Annotated in this window: 16 protein-coding genes; 2 read left to right on the plus strand and 14 right to left on the minus strand. The window is 52.6% G+C overall.

From position 1 onward, the window contains the following. Window positions 1-31: 31 nt before the first annotated feature. Window positions 32-793: a hypothetical protein gene (locus ACY2RQ_RS12260; RefSeq protein WP_490113266.1), complete on the minus strand. Its 762-nt coding sequence runs from the start codon at window positions 791-793 to the stop codon at window positions 32-34. Between the two features lie 222 nt (window positions 794-1,015). On the opposite strand from ACY2RQ_RS12260, the gene ACY2RQ_RS12265 reads away from it, so the two are divergent. Further along, window positions 1,016-2,506, plus strand: a complete 1,491-nt coding sequence (locus ACY2RQ_RS12265; protein WP_490113267.1) for an adenylate/guanylate cyclase domain-containing protein — start codon at window positions 1,016-1,018, stop codon at window positions 2,504-2,506. 6 nt (window positions 2,507-2,512) lie between these two features. On the opposite strand, the gene queF is transcribed toward ACY2RQ_RS12265, so the two are convergent. From queF to ACY2RQ_RS12280, 3 genes are all read right to left on the minus strand, one after another. Then, window positions 2,513-3,340: an NADPH-dependent 7-cyano-7-deazaguanine reductase QueF gene (queF, locus tag ACY2RQ_RS12270; protein WP_490113268.1), complete on the minus strand. Its 828-nt coding sequence runs from the start codon at window positions 3,338-3,340 to the stop codon at window positions 2,513-2,515. A gap of 7 nt (window positions 3,341-3,347) precedes the next feature. Beyond that, on the minus strand, window positions 3,348-4,124 hold the full coding sequence (locus ACY2RQ_RS12275; RefSeq protein WP_490113269.1) for an ABC transporter permease: 777 nt from the start codon (window positions 4,122-4,124) through the stop codon (window positions 3,348-3,350). 69 nt (window positions 4,125-4,193) lie between these two features. Beyond that, complete coding sequence (locus tag ACY2RQ_RS12280) at window positions 4,194-5,111, minus strand: ABC transporter ATP-binding protein (RefSeq protein WP_490113270.1); 918 nt, start codon at window positions 5,109-5,111, stop codon at window positions 4,194-4,196. Between the two features lie 198 nt (window positions 5,112-5,309). Here ACY2RQ_RS12280 and ACY2RQ_RS12285 point away from each other — a divergent pair, with 198 nt between their 5' ends. Beyond that, window positions 5,310-5,708, plus strand: coding sequence for a PA2817 family protein (locus tag ACY2RQ_RS12285; RefSeq protein ID WP_490113271.1), 399 nt, complete (start codon window positions 5,310-5,312; stop codon window positions 5,706-5,708). Between the two features lie 593 nt (window positions 5,709-6,301). On the opposite strand, the gene tssH is transcribed toward ACY2RQ_RS12285, so the two are convergent. The 10 genes from tssH to ACY2RQ_RS12335 all read right to left on the minus strand — a co-directional run bounded on the left by tssH (window position 6,302) and on the right by ACY2RQ_RS12335 (window position 19,432). Then, the gene (gene tssH, locus ACY2RQ_RS12290) at window positions 6,302-8,926 is read right to left on the minus strand and encodes a type VI secretion system ATPase TssH (protein WP_490113272.1); all 2,625 of its coding nucleotides are present in this window, start codon (window positions 8,924-8,926) and stop codon (window positions 6,302-6,304) included. A 354-nt stretch (window positions 8,927-9,280) separates the two neighbouring features. Next, on the minus strand, window positions 9,281-10,270 hold the full coding sequence (locus ACY2RQ_RS12295; protein ID WP_490113273.1) for a type VI secretion system baseplate subunit TssG: 990 nt from the start codon (window positions 10,268-10,270) through the stop codon (window positions 9,281-9,283). Then, window positions 10,234-12,009 (minus strand): type VI secretion system baseplate subunit TssF, encoded by a 1,776-nt coding sequence (gene tssF, locus ACY2RQ_RS12300; RefSeq protein WP_490113274.1) that lies wholly within the window; start codon window positions 12,007-12,009, stop codon window positions 10,234-10,236. The genes ACY2RQ_RS12295 and tssF overlap by 37 nt, the downstream gene beginning before the upstream one ends. After that, on the minus strand, window positions 12,002-12,427 hold the full coding sequence (locus ACY2RQ_RS12305) for a GPW/gp25 family protein (RefSeq protein WP_490113275.1): 426 nt from the start codon (window positions 12,425-12,427) through the stop codon (window positions 12,002-12,004). Before ACY2RQ_RS12305 ends, tssF begins: the two co-directional genes overlap by 8 nt. Beyond that, window positions 12,427-13,743, minus strand: a complete 1,317-nt coding sequence (locus ACY2RQ_RS12310; RefSeq protein ID WP_490113276.1) for a type VI secretion system contractile sheath domain-containing protein — start codon at window positions 13,741-13,743, stop codon at window positions 12,427-12,429. The genes ACY2RQ_RS12305 and ACY2RQ_RS12310 overlap by 1 nt, the downstream gene beginning before the upstream one ends. Window positions 13,744-13,747: 4 nt before the next feature. Beyond that, window positions 13,748-15,232 (minus strand): type VI secretion system contractile sheath large subunit, encoded by a 1,485-nt coding sequence (tssC, locus tag ACY2RQ_RS12315; RefSeq protein WP_490113277.1) that lies wholly within the window; start codon window positions 15,230-15,232, stop codon window positions 13,748-13,750. Between the two features lie 2 nt (window positions 15,233-15,234). Continuing rightward, window positions 15,235-15,756: a type VI secretion system contractile sheath small subunit gene (gene tssB / locus ACY2RQ_RS12320; protein WP_490113278.1), complete on the minus strand. Its 522-nt coding sequence runs from the start codon at window positions 15,754-15,756 to the stop codon at window positions 15,235-15,237. Window positions 15,757-15,785: 29 nt separating this feature from the next. Beyond that, the gene (locus ACY2RQ_RS12325; RefSeq protein WP_490113279.1) at window positions 15,786-16,319 is read right to left on the minus strand and encodes an Hcp family type VI secretion system effector; all 534 of its coding nucleotides are present in this window, start codon (window positions 16,317-16,319) and stop codon (window positions 15,786-15,788) included. Window positions 16,320-16,332: 13 nt separating this feature from the next. Further along, a complete protein-coding gene (locus ACY2RQ_RS12330; RefSeq protein ID WP_490113280.1) occupies window positions 16,333-17,778 on the minus strand; it encodes a type VI secretion system protein TssA in 1,446 nt (481 codons plus the stop codon). A gap of 121 nt (window positions 17,779-17,899) precedes the next feature. Continuing rightward, entirely contained in the window at window positions 17,900-19,432 is a 1,533-nt protein-coding gene (locus ACY2RQ_RS12335; protein ID WP_490113281.1) for a tetratricopeptide repeat protein, read from the minus strand. Between the last annotated feature and the right edge of the window lie 47 nt (window positions 19,433-19,479).

Consider the following 19,479-nt stretch of genomic DNA (forward strand, 5'->3'; position numbering starts at 1 on the left):
TCCGCAGCGGGTGGGTTTAACGCCCACCTCTTTACCTGCAACAACTGTGGTTCCCTGCCCCTTTATTGTCATCACAAAATTCCGGATGACCTAACTGCGATGTAACACAACCTGGAACCATTCTGCTACCACGATTCACGAAACAGCAGCTATTGTTCCTGAAGCCCCAAATGGAGTTCACATGGTCGATACCGTTACAACACCCTTTGTCATAGCTTAAAGGCTCGAATAGATTATTCGCTGGAGACTCAAAGCAACAGGTATTGATGTCGCCATTATGGTTCACACCGCATAAATCAACATTGGTAGTACAGGCCAGGCATTGCCCGAGCTGAACCCGCCCCTCATAATTGCCATACCCGGAGGGAACGCAATCATGACAATCCCCTTTGTACCATTTCCCATTCTTGTCAACATGAATATCACATTGCGAATAGGTGTGATAAACACCATTAAGATTTCCAACTTTTATATAGACATATTTCACATCCGTCGACATCTCCCTTGAGTCACAGCGGTCAGCCCAGTTTGTATTTGTAAGAATAGTGCCTTCCTTGCACAAGGATATGCCCATTCCGACCTGCCCCATAGGTAATGGAAGCTGAGGATCAAAATAAAACTGCCCATAGCCGTCTTCTTTGCGCCCAATAACACCGTCTGGATACAGGGTATCGTTAGACTGTTGGGTGCAAACGGGCAGTAAAGAACCATAAGATTTCGATACCGGACTCATTGTCGGAGCATCGCAGGTGGGTAGAGAAGACGCTTTACCCGCGAACATAAACAGGAGCATAAAAGTGCCAGAGACAGCGGATATGTACTTGAAATAACCTGACATGATGAACGACTCTACATCTACAAGCTGGAAATCCCGCCAGAGTATAGCCTTTTATTCGTACACTGCCTTTTAAAGCAATCCCACACAGACTTTCCCCATTCTCACATATGTCATATTGGCGAAGAATAATGAAATTTCATCGGCCAAAAGCGGGAAAGCAGTCTGGCAGTTGCCAGGTTGACATCGACAGTCAGCCAGGAAACCGATAATCTTGACCGGAAACAATTATATGCTTGGTTTAAGCCTCCTATGGTGCAACCTTCCCAGACCAACACCTACTGTTCAGCATCAATCTCAGACAGAAAGCAACAGGAACGTCTGTGGCTCAGCTGTCGTTATCTGCCCTGGATAACAGCGGCGGTACTGGTTATAGCCGGACTCCTGAATAAACAGACAGAGGCCAGCAATATCTGGCTTGTCCCCCTGGCGCTGCTGTTCCCCTGGTTGAGCTTTGCCCTGCTGAAGCGCTTTCCTAATATAAAACCTGATCGTAAAACAATTGAAATGGGCCTCGACAGCTGGCTGCTGGGTGCCTTTCTTATTTATCTTCATCCCGGCCTGACAGTGATCGCCGGTTATATGATTATTATCCTGGTTGTCGCTATCAGCCTGAAAGGCGCCGCCTTCAGCCTGGTACAGACTTTCCTGTTTTTCAGCGGCTGTTTAATTGCCTGGGCAGCACATCCGGTCTCACCACTGGTTGCCTCTCCCGTAGAACTTTCTGCCATTATGTTTGCTGGCCTGCTGGCCTCCCTGATGACCACTGCCTGGCAAACCAGGAAGAGCAGGCAGAACCTGATCAACGACATGACAAGCGAACGGCAGGCTCTGCAGAAACAAATATGGAAAGCTAACATCATGGCCAAGTACCTTTCGCCCCAGGTACGGGAACTGATCAACAAAAACAGCCTCAAGCTGATGAATCCGGAAACCCGCCGTCGTCGCCTGACAGTGTTTTTCTCCGATATCGAAGGTTTTACCCAACTCAGCGATGAGCTGGAGCCGGATGTACTGGCCAGAATACTCAACCACTATCTGGATGAAATGTCCCAGATAGCCCTGCGCCACGGCGGTACTATCGACAAGTTTATAGGCGACAGCCTTATGGTGTTCTTCGGAGACCCGGTTTCCCTCGGTGACCGGGAAAATGCCCGGGCCGCCGTTGCTATGGCCATTGAGATGCGCCGTCACCTGAAATTTCTTCGCCGGCACTGGCGCAGTCTGGGTATCACCCACCCCCTGAATATCCGTATGGGCATCAGTACCGGTTACTGCAACGTGGGTAATTTCGGCACCAGGGACAGAAAGGACTACACCATTGTTGGCCGGGCGGTAAACCTCGCCAGTCGTCTGGAGGGTATGGCGGACTCCAACCAGATTATGATCACCGAAGAAACCCATTTTCTGGTGGAAGACCATATTCTCTGCAGCAAGGGAACGCCGCTGTCTGTGCGGGGCCTGCACCAGCCGGTCCAGGTGTTCCAGGTGATGGACTTTCGCCGGGATCTGGGAGCCCGCCAAACCTGGCTGGATGAGGAGGTACAGGGATTTTCCCTTTATATGGATACCACCCGGCTGGAATCCATTTCCCGCACCAGGGTGTTGAAAGCTCTGGATAAAGCCACCCGCCAGTTGAAAGAACGGGTGTTAAACAGCGAAGTCTATTGATGGAGCTTATTGCCTGGCCAGGCGGCGGTTGGTTTCTTCCCGGCCACTGTCACTGCGCCAGGGATTAATATCCAGCCCGCCCCTACGTACATAACGGGCGTACACTGTCAGTTGCCGGGCTCCACATAACCGTTTCATATCCATAAAAATGCGTTCCACACACTGTTCATGGAAATCCTGGTGCTGACGGAAAGAGCAGATATATTTCAGTAACCCTTCCCGATCAATTTTTGGGCCGGTGTAGTCAATAACCAGGGTGCCCCAGTCCGGCTGACCGGTCACAGGGCAGTTAGACTTCAACAAATGGGTATGCAGACACTCCGACACATGCTGGCTGTCGTCCGTTTTCAGAAATCCGGTTTCCAGCGTATAAGTATCGATAGCAATATCCAGATCATCAATACACTCCCCTTCAGCGGATTCCATACCCAGCTGTTCCAGTTCGGTCATGCTTTTCAGGTAAACCTTAACCGGCGCGCCAGCGGCTGCAGACAAATCCCGGGCCATGGTATCACGCACGACAGAGGTGCTGGAGAAATGGGACTGGTTAAAGGAGTTCAGGTACAGCTTGAACGACTTTGACTCAATAATATTGGGAGAATTACAGGGCAGCACAAAGACACCAGCCATGACCACCGGCTTGCCCTTTTCATTCAACCAGGACAGCTCAGGACTATTCCATATATCAATGCCGGTAAACGGCAGGTTGCCCTGGTCCAGTCCCAGGGCCTCCCATTTGGGGCCGCGGGGAATGGAAAACAGCAGGCTTGCGTCATACTGGCTGACGTATTCACTGTGCTGGCCCAGGGGGGAATCATTAACCGTATTACTCATACTTTAATCAGCTTCTCAGACCTCTACCTTTGTTCAACAGTTTCAACGACACCGTGAACAATACAACAACAGCCACCACCATAATGGTGAAGGCCACCGTCAGATCAACCACTCCACTGTAGCCCAACATGCCGTATCGGAAAGCATTCACCTGATAAAGAATCGGGTTTACCTGGGACACACCCTGCCAGAACTCTGGAAGCACCGATACGGAGTAAAACACACCACCCAGATAGGTCAGCGGGGTTAGGACGAAGGTAGGAATAATGGACACATCATCAAAACTTTTGGCAAACAGAGCATTGATAAACCCGCCCAGGGCAAACATCAGCGCGGTCAAAACCACCGCCAGCAGGGTAATACCCAGGCTATACACCTGGAAATTCACAAAGAACAGGGACAACAGAATCACAATACCCGCAGTCATCAAACCACGGGTCACGCCACCACCGATATAACCCAGCAGGATAATCCAGTTAGGTACCGGAGAGACAAGCAGCTCCTCCACACTCTTCTGGAACTTATTGCTGTAAAAGCTTGAAGATACATTGGAATAGCTGTTGGTAATCACAGACATCATCACCAGTCCGGGTACCACAAAGGTCATATAATCAAAGCCACCCATAGTGCCAATACGGCTGCCAATCACATTGCCGAAAATCACAAAGTACAGGGCCATGGTAATGGCCGGCGGCAGCAGGGTCTGGGGCCAGATACGGAGAAAACGCCTGACTTCCTTTATGTAAATCGTACAGAAAGCTATCCAGCTTTGTTGAATACCCATGATATTGTAAATAATCTCAGAAAATATTTTAAATGTGTTCTATCCGGCTTTGGGGAACCATCTGGTCAATCAACCCCGAGGACCAGTCATCCCTACAAACAGCTCTTCCAGTCGATTGGATTTATTCCGCATACTGACCACATCCACTTTGTAGTCACTGAGCTGGCGGAACAGCCCGTTCAAGCCCTGGATTTTCTTAACTTCCACTTCCAGGGTGTGGGCATCCACCTGGCGCACCTCATAACCGGCAAAGGTCGCAGATTCTGGCAACGGCTGACGCACGTCCAGAAAAAAACTTTCCCGGTCCTGCTTCAGCAGCAGTTCTTTCATGCTGGTGTTTTCAACAATATCCCCTTCATTGATAATGGCGATATTGCGGCACATCTGCTCCGCTTCTTCCAGATAGTGGGTGGTGAGAATCACCGTGGTGCCGGATTCGTTAATTTCCTGAACAAACTCCCACAGGCTACGACGCAGCTCAATGTCTACACCGGCAGTGGGTTCATCAAGGATCAACAGGCGGGGTTCATGGATCAGCGCCCGGGCAATCATCAGCCGGCGTTTCATACCACCGGACAGCATACGGGACGGGGTATCCTTTTTGTCCCACAGCCCCAGTTGTTCCAGGTATTTCTCGCTGCGCCGGCGGGCTTCCCGACCGGAAATACCGTAATACCCGGCCTGGGTAATCACAATATCCTGCACCTTCTCAAACTGGTTGAAGTTAAACTCCTGGGGCACAACACCGATCTGGCACTTGGCTTTAACCAGCTCTTTATCAATGTCATAGCCGAAAATATCCACATACCCTGAGGTTTTATTGACCAGAGATGACACCACACCAATAGTCGTAGATTTTCCAGCACCGTTCGGCCCCAACAGGGCAAAGAAATCCCCCTCGGTCACAGACAGGTCTATCCCCTTCAGCGCTTCGTGGCCATTGTCGTAAATCTTGCGAAGCTTGCGTATGGTCAGGGCGTTGCTCATTTCACTCCATCATAATCATTACTTGATCCGAAAGGGCGATCTTATAATATCTGGTTGTAAAAACAGACCATGATTTCCATTTGATTAAGGGAAGAACCAATATTCCCTTATCCCTGCCCTGCGGTATTTGATCATTCAACCCTTGACCTTGCCTGCCGGCTTCTCTAGGTTGTGATCATTTTTACGATGCCCTTTCAAATGTCTGAACAAACACCTGAGAAAGCAATGGACTTTTTCACTTTTCACCGCCAGATACTGGCAGAATTCTCCAGAAAACTGCCTGCCGCACTGGCGGAAGTGGTTCAGGAAGAACAACGGCAGGAACTGATTCATAACCTGACGGCGGCCTGTGAAGAGCTGGATGCCAACCCCGCCGGTGGCTGGCATCTGGGCCAGAACTGGCTGTTCAGTTTTATTGGCAACCACCCTCAGCTAACCCCAGTGGTTCCCCGGGATCTACTGTGGTTCTTTGGTGGGGATTGCCTGCATTTCCTGACCGATGAAGAGATCAGCAAATTCCAGCAGATAGAAGACAGGGTTTCTGAAAATCCGGACCTTAGCTGGACTAATTCCCGCCGCCAGATCCTCCATCATTAAAAAAGACACAAGACTTCAGCCGCTTATATCTTAATGACCGGCTGAAGACTATTCACGATTGACGACTTGCAGCCCATAATCCCGGTTCTTTTCGCTGAGCAGAAGATCAAGGGCAGTTGGCTTGTTTCGGATACCCCAACGGCCAGGTACAGACTCCGGGAGAACTACACTCTGCGGTACACTGCCCTGAGTCGGCCGGAAATTCATAGGCTCTATAACAGCTCACATCCCGCCTGATTTCTGCGCTTCTTATTTCCTTTTCGCACTGCTCATTGTGAGGGCCAGTATGTCCGGCGATCACCTGAACGCCGCTTCCCAGCAGAGAAATTCCCAGCATAATATTGTAGATCCCCTGTTTCATGTGTCATTTACCTCTATTTCACCGGAATAAACAAGGCACATGCCCTGACATGTTTCATGTATCGTAGTAGTGATAAAAATACAGGCACCTTTTTTCTTTCAGAAGCATCTGAATCCGACTTTAATATTCTGATTAATGAAACGGGGTTCCACTCGGGCAATGACTGCCATCAACAACACTCGGAACAAAAGCAAACGACCCCGCACACAAATCAGACTTTGTTAAGACTTTGTTAAACAATCTCAAGACTTATGCCCGAATCCTGATTCCAGTGCACAGTAATAGCTGTAATTTCCATTCGCTCCCCCATACGGGCAATGCAGGCAGAAGCCAGGGTTGGCAGCATTATCCGGTTAATGGCATGTTCAATAGCGCGGGCACCTATATTGGGATCATCACAGCGGTCAACCAGCCGCTCAAGCACCTCATCATCACATTCAAACCTCGCCCCATAATGCTCATGGACCCTGCGACTCAGTTTCTCCAGGGCCAGTGAACCTATGGACTTAAGCTGTTCCCTGGTCAGTGGATAGAAAGGAATGGTTTCGATACGTCCCAGAAACGCCGGTTTAAAATACTGCTCCAGTGTCGGACGAATGGTATTCAGCAATTCTCTGGTTTCAGGCCAGGCGGCTTCATTGTCAACATCGCAGGTTTCGGCAATGTCACTGGCGGCGGCATTGGAGGTAAGGATGATCAGAGTATTACGGAAATCCACCTCCCGCCCCTCACTGTCACTGACCCGCCCCTTATCAAAAATACGGTAGAAAATATCATGGACACCGGGATGAGCCTTCTCAAACTCATCCAGCATCAGAATGCAGTAAGGGTTGCGCCGTACGGCTTCAGTCAACACGCCACCTTCGCCATAGCCTACATAACCGGCCGGCGCTCCCAGCAGCATGGACACCTTATGCTCCTCCTTGAACTCCGACATATTGATGGTCACCATATCCTGCTCGCCGGTAAACAGAATATCCGCCAAAGCCAACCCGGTTTCTGTTTTTCCCGTACCACTGGGGCCACAGAAAAACAGTACACCAATAGGCCGGCTTGGATCAGTCAGCCCTGCCCTGGCCACCCGCAGACTTTCCGCTACAGCCTCCAAGGCATGTTTCTGCCCAATTACCCGTTTCGCCAGCCGTGATTCCAGGGTTCTCAAACGATTCATCTCATCGGAGACAATGTTCCCCAGGGGAATCCCTGTCCAGGACGAGAGCACATCGGCAATCACCTCTTCAGACACCTGAGTCGGCATAAGCCCTGATTCTCCCTGACATCTGGATAACTCTTCCCGGCAGGCCCGGTAACGGCTGCGGACGCTTTCATCCACAGCATCACGGCTTTCCCGAAACTGGGTATCAATGATCTGCTGCAGCTCTGTCAGTTCCTGAACCAGTGCCTGCTCTTTCTGCCACTGGGCATTCAGTGTTTCCAGTTGTCCATGTATATCTTTCAGACGACTCTGAATGTTTGGCAAATCTTCTCCGGTGCTGTCATTCACCAGCGCTTCCCGCTCCCTGGATGCTACTTCCTGCTTTAAACGACGTTGCTCCTGCTCCAGGGATTCCAGATGTTCCGGTCGCGCATGGCGGGCAAGAGCCACACGGGAACATGCTGTATCCAGTACACTGATGGCCTTATCAGGCAGACGTCGTGAAGGCAGATAACGCACGGTCAGGTTAACCGCACCAGCCATGGCCTCCTCCAGTATCCTGACATCATGGTGTTGTTCCAGTGAACTGGTCAGGCCACGGAGTATCTGTACACAATCATCTTCTGTCGGTTCGCTCACCCGGATTGTCTGGAAACGCCGGGCCAGGGCCTGGTCCTTTTCCATATACTGGTGATACTCAGCCCATGTCGTTGCCGCGACTGTACGGAACTCTCCCCTGGCCAGGGCCGGTTTCAGTAGGTTGGCGGCGTCATGTTGCCCGCTGGCCCCGCCCGCGCCAATGAGAGTGTGGGCCTCGTCGATAAATATAATGACCGGCTCTACCGATTGTTTTACTTCGCGGATGACATCCTTCAGTCGGTTCTCAAACTCTCCCTTAATGCTTGCCCCTGCCTGCAGCAAAGCCAGGTCCAGGGTTCGCAGCTGAATTCCTTTTAACCGGCCCGGCACCTCACCGGCCACTATGGCCTGGGCCAGTCCTTCGACAATAGCTGTTTTCCCTGTCCCCGGATCTCCCACCAGCAGAGGGTTGTTCTGGCGACGGCGACAGAGAATATCAATGGTCTTGCGAATTTCCCCATGGCGTCCGATAACGGGATCAAGCCTGCCCTCTTTAGCCTGGGCGGTCAGGTCAATGGTAAAATTATCCAGCGCCCCGCCTTCCTGTGGGCCACTAGCAGGAGCCTTTCCACTTTCCCCACTCATTTCATCAGCAGAGCTGGCGGACGCCTGTTTCTTCAGCCCTTCAAGAGAGATCTTCTCAAACTCAGATGAGAGGGTATCACTGCCTACTTTGCGGTTTTCTCTCTCCAGCTCCGCCAGCAGAAGGTCAAGAGAACCCACACGGGAACGGTTGAAATTCACCGAAGCCAGTAGCCAGGCATCTTCGGCCAGTCCCACAAGGGCGGGAGAAAGTCCTGGCTGACGGTCATTACCGGTACGAAATCCATCAATACGGGACTGCAAATCCTCATCCAGGCGGCCACGGTCAAGACGCATATCCGCAACCAATTGTTCCAGCTCGGGGTTACGGGCTGTCAGCAAGGCTTTAAACCAGTGTTCTATCTCCACATCATGGTGACCACGCCCCATGGCATCGCCAGCCGCCGTTTCCAGCGCCTTGCGGGTACCTGTATCCAAGCGGGCTATCAGTTTTTTCAGGTTCACCATGACCATAGACATACCTCACCATCCGTTCATAAATAAAGGAAGGTGTTACGTATAGCACCGGAATGGGTGATTCCCAGAAACAGACCGTCTTATTTTATTGAACAGACAGGTACCGCTGCTCAGAAAAGTGTGACATTCCAGCGTTGCAGCCTATTGCGATCTCCACCAGGCCTTTCACATAATTGGCGGGACAAGCTTGAGAAGCCCAGACAGTTTTGCCCGGTTCACCAAAGGTTCAAGGTATTGGCTTAAACAAAAATATCGGTGTGGACTCAACCAGTGATAAGCCTAGATGACTATGGCCAGATATCTTGTGTTCGAGAGAGGTACTGCAAAGGAATCAGCAAGAGACTAATCAGCAAGAAACTATCTGGCCCTTAGTTTTATCCGCACCATCCCTCCCCGGCAGCGCTCAGGTGCCAGGCACACCGACTGCCCCAGCTGGGATTCCGGCTGGCAGGCACTGAGAACCGGCTGCTGCAGAAAACATCTTCGGGCCATCACATAAACGGCCACCGGTGTACGACAGGCCAAATACAGACCAGCCATTTTTAACACCGCATCCCACATTTCACTGCTCTCCAGCACCTGCAGCAGCTGGTCACGACCAGAAGGCAGCAGAAGAACATCCACCCGCCAGCTATCCAAGTAACCACTGGTCCCCAGCACCAGGCCTTCCCCCAGACGGTTATTCTGCCCCCTGCTGCCTATTCTCACTCTGGTATCATTCGCGATTCTGTGCCGCCTTACCGACGCGGTACGTACCACAACCCGTACCTGGAAGTAGTCCGCCAGTACCATGCGCAGCCCTTCCAGATGCCTGTGGGCCGGAGCCAGCAGTCCCGCAAATCGAATACACTGCTGCCAACCGGACAACTGGCAAATACCCGCAGGCAGTAAGGCTTCAAACAGCTCATAGATAACCTTTCCCGGGGAGCCTGGGTCGGTAACCTCTGCCAGTGTAGCCAGGTCATATTTATACCGGGTGCGTACCAGCCGCCTCAGCCAGGGAGCCTCAAAAAGTCCGATAAACTCCCTCATTGCCTTATCACCGGTTTCCAGCTCAAGAGCCAGGGCCGCATCTTTCAGGTAATGGGGCAGTACTCCCTTCGCCCCGGTCAGGGATTCAATCACGCACTCGATATCCCAACCGGACGTCTGCCGCCGGACACTCAGCACTTCCTGCCCGCTGGTACGGGGAATAGCCCGCACCCGGAGATTAATATCCTGGGAACGGGCTGTATACCTTTTCATCTGCCGGATAATCCGCAGGGCCTGCTCCAGGGAAAAGAGTTCCGGATTTTCCTGCAGGCGGCGGATTACAGACCGGCCTGGCGTGCCTGATGCCGACGACACTGGGTAAGTACTCCGTGCTGCCCCTGGAGGGTAAAACTCAGCTGTAAAAAACTGTCAAAACCGGCATAGGCGGCTACCAACCGGTCCAAACTCTGAATAAACAGATACAAAGAGGACTCCTTCAGTGGCTCAGGATCAATCGTGATATGAATACGCATGCCTCTGGCCAAACAATGACGTCCGCCAATATAAACAGGCGCAGTCACGGGTTCACAGGTTAAAGAACGCAGAGACTCAATCCATGCTTCCCCATCGGGCGCCTGCCCCCGCATATGTAACCGTAACAACAAAATCAGGGTCTGTTCCGGATGTTTCTCCGACAACAGCCCCTCGAAGTTCATCTGTAACAATGACAGCAAAGACCAGACAGCTTTGTAATCCGCAGGGGGCTGGCGTCTGGCCGTAGGGCTGTCCATCAGCCGGGCAACACCATTCAGCTCAATATTATCAATACACTCCAGACGGGTACCCGCCGCCAGTGCCTTGGGCTGATTACCGTGGCTGCACAGGGTATCCACCAGAAACACCCGTCGCTCATTCACCGCCGGGTTGTAATTGATATCCGACAACGCCAGATAGGTATGCAGCTTTCCTCTGGTTTCCCTTCCTCCGACTTCCAACCAGTAAAGGCCGGTGATGCTGTCGTTAAAATTCAGTCCATAAAGAGGCGGGACAGGCTTCTGCTCCGGGTCAGTAATATCTGTTACCTGATTCACGCACCAGACCTCTGCGTCACTGCCGGAACGGGCCTCAGGGTTGACCCGCTCCCGCATACGGCTGTAATCCAGCAATATAGGCTCTGCCTGGCAGGGAAACAGGTTCACAACCGGCACACAGCCGGTACGAAAGCGTCCGGCACCCACGGACCGGGACAGCTCCGGTGGCGCATCCCTGAGCAGAAGATAAATATGCAGTTCACTACACTCAAGGCGTGCAATAGGTTCTTTCAGCCCTGTTAAGGTAAATCCCATAAACGGCTCCGGGTATGCCAGCACTTCCATCAACTGCTGATACCCGGCAAAACCCATTGAAGGCCTGGGCAAAAGAAACATATCCTCACCTATAGCCCTCAGTTTATCTGCAGGCAAAAAGAGGCCATCCTCCGGCAGTCCACCACTGATAACAATACCCGACAATTGTCCCATCACCAGATCAAACAACGACCGCCGTATAGAGGGATCACCATCTACATGGAAACTGATCGTACTCAGTTTCATCTCAGCCAGATTCAGATCAGGGTCAGATGCAGCAAGGCGCAGGTGCAAAAGCGCCGATGAGGAAACCTGGGGGGAAAAACTGAAAGGTGCCTGCTCAAGTTGCGCGTCATACACCTGCAGAGGGGAGAGTTGCAGATCCCAGGTCGTAGTAAACGTCAGGGGAGAGATGTCCGTATTCACTTCCAGGCGGGTACCAGCGGGTATCAATGCCTGCTGTTTCAAGGTTTTATCAGGCTCGATATGTACTGTAGCCATACAGGGCAGGCTGCGCAGATAGTGGGGAAACAATCGTCGCAGCAGGCTTTCCGCAAGTTGCGGGTAATTGTCGTCCAGTCTTTTTTCCAACCTGGCATTCAGGAAAGCGATACTCTCCAGCAATCGCTCCATATGGGGATCAGCGATATGCTCCCCGGCCAGCCCCAACCGAGACGCCGCCCCCGGATGGGTATCCGCAAACTGCCTGGCCCGCAGGCGCAGAGATTCCAGTTCCCGACTGTAATACTGCAACAGGGAATCAGTCACCGGTGGCCTCCCGAATATTGCAGTTACCGTCAGTCAGGCGAATATCCGTAGCGAAACCAACACATTCATGCTGATCAAGCAGTTGCACTGTTATCATCAATTTTAATGTGTTATCAGCGGCTTCTTCCCTTGTATCCGCACGCACCGTAACCGATGCCAGACGCTGGTCAAACGCCCTGATACGCTGGCCAAGATCTTCACAATAACTTTCCACCTGGCGGGCATTACGTAGCTGGTGCAGGTCGGCCACCCCAAAATTGAGGATTGACTGCCTCAGTAACGGAAGGTGTTCTATGTCATAACTGTCCGGCTGGCGGGAACCCAGCAACATTAAAATGGCCATCATCACCGAATTCCTCAGGGGATCACCGGAGATCTGAACAAACTCACCGGTAAACGCCTCCAGCAACCCCGTCATCACCTTTCCGCTAACGTATCTGAAGCTATATCTGTATACATCACAATCTCAGACTCCATACGATCATACTGGTACTGAGGCTTAAGACTGACCCGGCACCGGTAATAACCAAGGTAGCGGGATTCATATTCCAGCTGGACACTGGCTTTTTTCAGGGGAAAGCGAGCCATGATATTGGCCTCCCCGTAGTCCACCTCACTGACATATTTTTGCAACCAGCGGTTAAGATAGAGTTCACAGTCCCCCACACTATCAAAAGAACCTACGCGATCCCGCACCAACACTTTCAAATAGTGGGCGAACCGGCAACCGGTCAGGGTGCTTTGCAGCAGGCCGTGTATCTGGGCATCGGCACTGTTGCTGCAGGCCAGCACCGAATTATTATTATGGAAGGCCATAGTATCGGACAGATAGCGGGTACCTATTACCAGGAAACCGAGTTTATGATAGCTATTCTCCAGATATTCACTAAGGCGAATACTGGCCACCGCCCGGGAGAACAGATTCTCCTCACTGGCTCGATCTCCAGCAGATACACGCCCTCCACCGTCAATTTCTGCGTCACAGTTACGCAGGAAACCAAACCAGTGGCATCGGTCAAACTCCCGCATCACGATACAGGCAAAAGCCCAGCCGGCACCTATTTGCAGGGTATGGGCGGATACGCTGCAGGACCGATAACAAAAACCAATACAGCTATGCACCGGGCACTCGTACACCAGCAAGGGCCAGGCCACCCCCAGAAACGCGGATTCAGGCGTTTTACGCAGCAACTGCCAACTCTGGAAATCCTCACTGTTTAATACCCTCTCCAGCCTTTCCGCAGAAACCAGCAGGCGGTCATCATGACTGCCGAAGAACTGATCCTGAATAGATACAATCACCGGGCACAGAGCCATGGCTCCCGTTGCCGCCAGCATCTGCAGAGTAAACAGGTCATCACCGGCGGAGAGAATACCTCCCGGATCGGACGAGGGCATATAGTCTGCCAGCAACAGGCCAAAAGGCAGCCCTCCCGGCGTATTCAGTTCCCGCCGACCCAGGCGGTCATAAAGCCATGACCTCCCTATGTCCACGGAACGGTTCAAGTCATCAGTGAGCTCAAACCAGGTACAATGCATAATTTTCAGCAGCACCTGCCGGTGATCGACAGACAGATCCACCAGGGACCAGAGGGCAAACCAGCGCCCATACAAAGCCTTCAGCTCAGGATGGTCAAGAATCTCATCCAGCTGACGACTCAGAAGCTGGTCAATTTCCAGCACCAGCCTCTGGGCAATTACAGCAAATCTGTCGCATTTCGCTGTTCCGGCCATCACCCTACCCCGGAATTTCAGCCACCATTCTCAGGGATGCCGTCAACTCCTCCAACTGCAGCCATGGCCGCAAATAAGCGACGGCGGAATAACACCCGGGGCGCCCTGGCTGTTCAACAACATCAATGCGTGCCTCCCGCAGTGGATGGGTTGCCCGTGCCTCATCTCCCAAAGCATTGGCATTGACATACTGGCCAATCCAGGAGGTCAGATATTTCTGTACATCCTCCGGGGTTTTATGGGAACCAATCTGGTCCCGCCCTATAACTTTCAGATAGTGGGCAATGCGACTGCTGGCCATGATATAAGGTAACCTTGCCGAAATAGCAGCATTAGCGGTGGCGGAAGGGTCGGTATAAATTTTCGGCTTCTGGATAGTCTGTGCTCCCATAAATACGCCGAAGTTACTGTTCTTGTAATGCACCAGTGGCAGAAAGCCCAAATCACTCAGCTCTTTTTCCCGTTCATCGGTCAGATTGACTTCGGTCGGGCACTGCTGCACCTGATCACCGGCATCGGAGGTGTAGATAAAGTTGGGAAGGTTCTCCACTATCCCGCCATTCTCCTTGCCCCGCACAGCGGTACACCAGCCAAACTTAGTAAACGCCAGAGTCATATTCAGCCCCATTTCCCAGGCCGCGTTACTCCAGACAAAATCTTCCGGGCCTCCTGGTCGGGGTTTGCCGTCCCCGCCCAGTTCAAACTCCTCGAAATCAAAATCCCGTACAGGTGAAGTGCTCTGACCGTAGGGCATACGGGCCATCACCCGGGGCATGGTCATGCAGATATAGCGGGCATCGTCACTGTTGCGCAAGGCATTCCAGCTGGCATAGGCCGGAGCATCAAAACCAGCTGCCACAGGCCGACCTTCGCTGAACATCTGGAAATCACCGTATTCAAATACCCTGGGACTGGTGCCGGTAACCAGCGGTGAATGACTGGCGGCGCAGACTTCTCCCAGGTAACGCAGCAGGGCTACATCCTCCTCCCCGTGGCTGAAGTAATAATCGCCAATTATCACGCCATAGGGTTCCCCCCCCGCCGTGCCGAACTCATGCTGGTATACTTTGTTAAAGAACAGGCTGCGATCAATGGAAGGTGCATTTTCAAACTGCTCCAGCAACTCTTCACGGGAAATATCAAATACCCGGATTTTCAGATCCGGTCCCAGTTCCGACTCACGCACAAGCTTCTGCAGCCCCCGCCAGCTGCCCTCCAGCTCCCGGAATTCCCCAGCATGCATAATGGACGACAATTGACCAGAAATCGTCTTGTCGATGGCAGCTACCGCCTGCTCAATGGTTTTGGTCAGGTTCCGGTCCCAGACTAACGCTCCAGCCATGGCCTGCTTGGTCAACGCACCCAACAGCTCCCTGGTCGTATCCGGTGGGGTATAGCTTGTCACCGCAATGGCCTGCTCCAACAGGCTGCCTTTCTCACCGGCTTCGCCGGCCGCTTCCGAAGTCGCTGCTTTATCAATGTCAGCCATTATTATTTCTCTTCCTTGGTACCGTTTTCAACACCCAGCTCTTTGGAGAGGGATCCCAGTACTTCAGAATCCTGCAGGATTTCCTGCAGCATTTTTTCCAGGTCTTTGGAACGGTCAGCCTTGCTTAACAACACTTTCAGGTGATTACGTGTATCCAACAGCTTTCGCAATGGCTCAACCTGCTGAACAATATGTTCCGGCTCAAAGTCCTTGATGGAACGGAATTTGAGGTCGACCTGCAGGTCCGAATCTTCCTCTTTCTGGCTGAGTTTATTATCCACCTTCAGGGACAGTTCCGGGCCGATACGCCCCATAACTTCGTTGAAGTTATCCTTGTCTATCTGGGTAAACTCCCGCTCGTCCATGGGCTGGCGCTGGTCTTCTGGTTTATTGCCAACAAAATCCCCTATCACCCCCACAACAAACGGCAGTTCCCGTGTTTCTACGGCACCGTTGGTTTCCACATCATAGGTAATACTGACCCGGTTCTTGCGAACCCGCTTGTGCTGAGAACTCAGTGCCATGACGACATCCTCATGCTATGGAAAGGTATTTATTTCTTGCCGGAGATCACTTTTCCAGTAGGCAGGTCATAGGCGACCAGCCCACCGGCTTCAAGCTTGCCCCCCTCAGCCTCATGCCAGTGTTTCACCTTGATGGTGTTATAGGCGACCGCCAGGCTCTCGAAAGGAACTGCACCGTCGCTGCCACTGACGCTGTACGACACCAGACGGGCCTTCTCCAGTTTAATCTGCAGATAAACCTGAGAACCCTGTCCTGAACGGTCGGGCTTGGTGGAAATCAGATCTATGATTTTGCCTTCATCACCAGGCATATAAAGGCTGGACAACAGCTGCTCGGAAGCGCCGCACACCTCTTTGGCTACGGTCAGCTCATTCATAGCCACCATGCCCGAATCCTGATTCATACCATTGCCTATATCCATGCCCACTGAGCGCACGGCCCCCCATGAGAAACTCTTGATCGCGAACCAGCCCTGCTTCGACATATCGTCACCACCGGTGTACTCCGCGGTGGCCGCGCCCTTGATATCATCTGTCCCTACTCGCATATAAAGACTGGCCATAACAGCGGGCCTCCTATATCAGTTGCTGATTAAAAGTGTCTGTATCACCGGCAGGATTATCGGGGCGGTCATTGTCCTCACTCTCCTGCGACTTCTGGCCATTCTCTATGCCGTCGGATATATCGGGAACCTGTGGAACAGAAGAATCATTGCTGATGCCTGACGGTACATTCGCTGGCTCCATCATTTGCTGCCAGGTTGACATATCAGGTTCAGGAGATTGCTCCCTCACCGATGAGAACCCGTAAACAGGTTTCTGGGATGGAGCAAACCCGACGGAAGGCGGGTGCAGCAGACCGGTCAGGTCATCCACCCGTTCCAAAGCCTGCTGATGCCCGGCCAGCAGCTCCTTCATTAATTGAGGCAATGACATCTGCCCCCAGGTAACGGCTCTGTCCAACAGACAGGTTACCGGGCTGTGAGGCTCCGTCTGACGAAAATAGTCGGCCAGCTGCTGGAGCTGGCGGTAGGCATCTATGCGAGTACGGGCCGGAGCATCGGTCTGAAACCCCGTCTGCATCATGCCCTCGGAAGTAGACATCCCTGCACTTGTATTTGCAGCATCAGCCGAAACGGGGGATGAAGCAGCGGCTGAATTATCCTGTGGCTGTTCCTGCTGCTGTCCTTCTGTCTCTTCAGAGGAAGTATCCCCCCTCTCTGCATCCGATGGCCAAAAGGGTATCTGATCGGCACAAATAAAATCCAGCCAGCGAATCAGGGTTTTCACCAACTCATGGAAGGGCTTTATGCCCCTTGCTGGCCACTGGTTTCCACATAATTTCGTCAGTTGCTGTTCCAGGCTTTCTGTCAGTTGGCTGATGCCATACAACACCTGCACCTTGTCACGAAGCGCGTCAGCCTCCATGGCTATATCCGGCACCAGAAGGGCCTTGATGGAATCTGACTCCCCTCTGTGTTCTGCCCCCAGGCAGTCTGCCAATGTCGTACTTCCAACAAGCACGGCCATGCGGATAGGCAGTACCAGCAGCCCGGTATCCCCCCCTTCCCCGAACAGAGTCCTGAAGAAACTGACCCGACGGGCAACATCTACGTCAGAATTCTCTTCAATAACTGCCCCCGGATGACAGTCCGCCCAGTAGCGCTCAATAACCTGTGCCAGAACATCAAGGGCCGCCTTAAGGCTGTGCCAGGGCGCAGGAGAAAACAACTGGCATTCACACAGCCAAGAGAGCAGCTCCAAATCCTTGCTCTGCCGGATTGTCGCGTCTACCAGCTGTTCTGACAGAGTTTCCCAGTTCTGGCGATTGATTTTCTCAAGGTTTTCCCGTTCCTGGGCATCGGGTTCCTGCATCCACTGGCGGAAACTGGTGCGGGCAATATTGTACCTGTTGCGTAGGGGTCGAAAACTGCTGCGGTCAGCTCGTAAATCCTGCCCTGCTGAAAACTCATCGGAACAGGGTACCAGCACAGCTTCTATCTCTGATGACTGCAGAAACATAAGAGATTATGTGCCCACTCTGGCAATAGTTGTGAATGAATAACAGTTATGAATGAATAGATGTGAACAAATAACTGCGAATACAAAAACACCTAAACAGTTCACAGGCATACAGCATAGATCAGCCCCCTGTCTTTGCCAGAGGTTCCGCTATAGATGGAGGCTGTCGTTCAATATCAAGGAACGCGGAACCATTACGATAATGCTCAAAGAGGGACTGGGCCATTTTGCGGGCATTCTGCCTTTCAAGAACCGACATATGGGCAGCAAGATCATCACGAACCGTTGCCGCCTCAGGAACTCCCCAGGCTGCCACAGTCGCCGCATGGGCCCAGGCCGAGGGAAGATCACGGGGCACGCCCTGTCCTATGCCCTCAATAATGGATAAAGCATACAGACTGTACAGGTCTCCCTGATGGGCCGCTTCACTGAACAGTTTTTTCGCCCTGGGAAAGTTAACTGTACCCTGCTGGGGTCCCTGCCAGTAAAGAAACCCCTGCAGGCGAAGTGCATTCCTGTTGTTCTGCCGGACAGGCTCATCCAGGGCCATCATTGCCCGATGGGCATCAGGGGGCGCTCCCAGCCCGGTGAAATAACAGACTCCCAGGTTATACCTGGACAGGCCATCGCCTTTTTCCCGCCCCTGGGCAAACCAGTTGGCCGCTGACGTGTAGTCTTTCTGGTGCCAGCACACTATTCCCAGCTGGTTGAATGCTTCCGGAATACCTGCCCTTACAGCCAGCCTGAGCAGCTCCTCCTGTTTTTTGGGCCGGATTGCGATAAAAGCGGCCAGATACGCGGCCCAGGCACAGCCTGAGGCGGCCGCCTGCTGCCAGAACCTGCCAGCCTGTTCCGGCTTCGGATTAGCCCCCAGCCCGAACCAGTCCATGAGTCCAAGATTCACCAGGGCATTATTACGCTCGTTAACCGGCAGGTCCTTTAGCGCAATGGCTTTGAGATACCATTGCCGGGCGCTGTCTATATTCTGCACCAGTCCATTACCATCCCGGTAACGGCGGGCTATCACCATAACCGCTGTCGTATTTCCCTGGTCAGCGGCCAGGGTAAGAAGCTTCTCCAGGCGCACCGGGTTGGGCTTCTCTGTCCCATTTAACAACGACTGCGCCCGCTGCCAGGCGGCAAAACCACTGCCAGCATCAGCGGCCTTATCCAGCCAGGCCCGCCCCTGCCGGACATTCTCCGGCCAGAGCATGCCCTGCAACTGGCCTACACCTACAATAACCTGGGCCGTGTGATCTCCCCCACAGGCTCTCTGCTCAAGCCAATCCCGCCAGAATTCACTGAGGGTTCTTAGCCTGTTTGCAGAGGTTTCCGTGACTTTCCGGGATGATGTGAATGAACTTTCCTCAATCAGCGGTTCTTCCTGCAACCAGTTAATCCACTCCCGCCATGCCTGCCTGGGACTGGTTTTGCCCTGCAGGGAATAACCAGTGACTTCCGCAGCCGGATAAAGAAGAGGTACTTCTTTTAACTGCTTTTCCAGCAGAGGTTCCGGCATCACAACCTGGGATTTATGGGAGCAGCCACCCCCCCATAACATAGTGTTCACAAGCACGATAATGCCCACAAGCACGTTACCGGCCAGAAACCAGCTCCGACAGAGGAAAGAGAAAGGTTCAGGCAATCCCGTCATGCTCATCTATCCTTTTTACCCGTTACGACTCACAGACTCTGGACACC

Source organism: Parendozoicomonas sp. 209JJ7-1 (assembly GCF_058147085.1).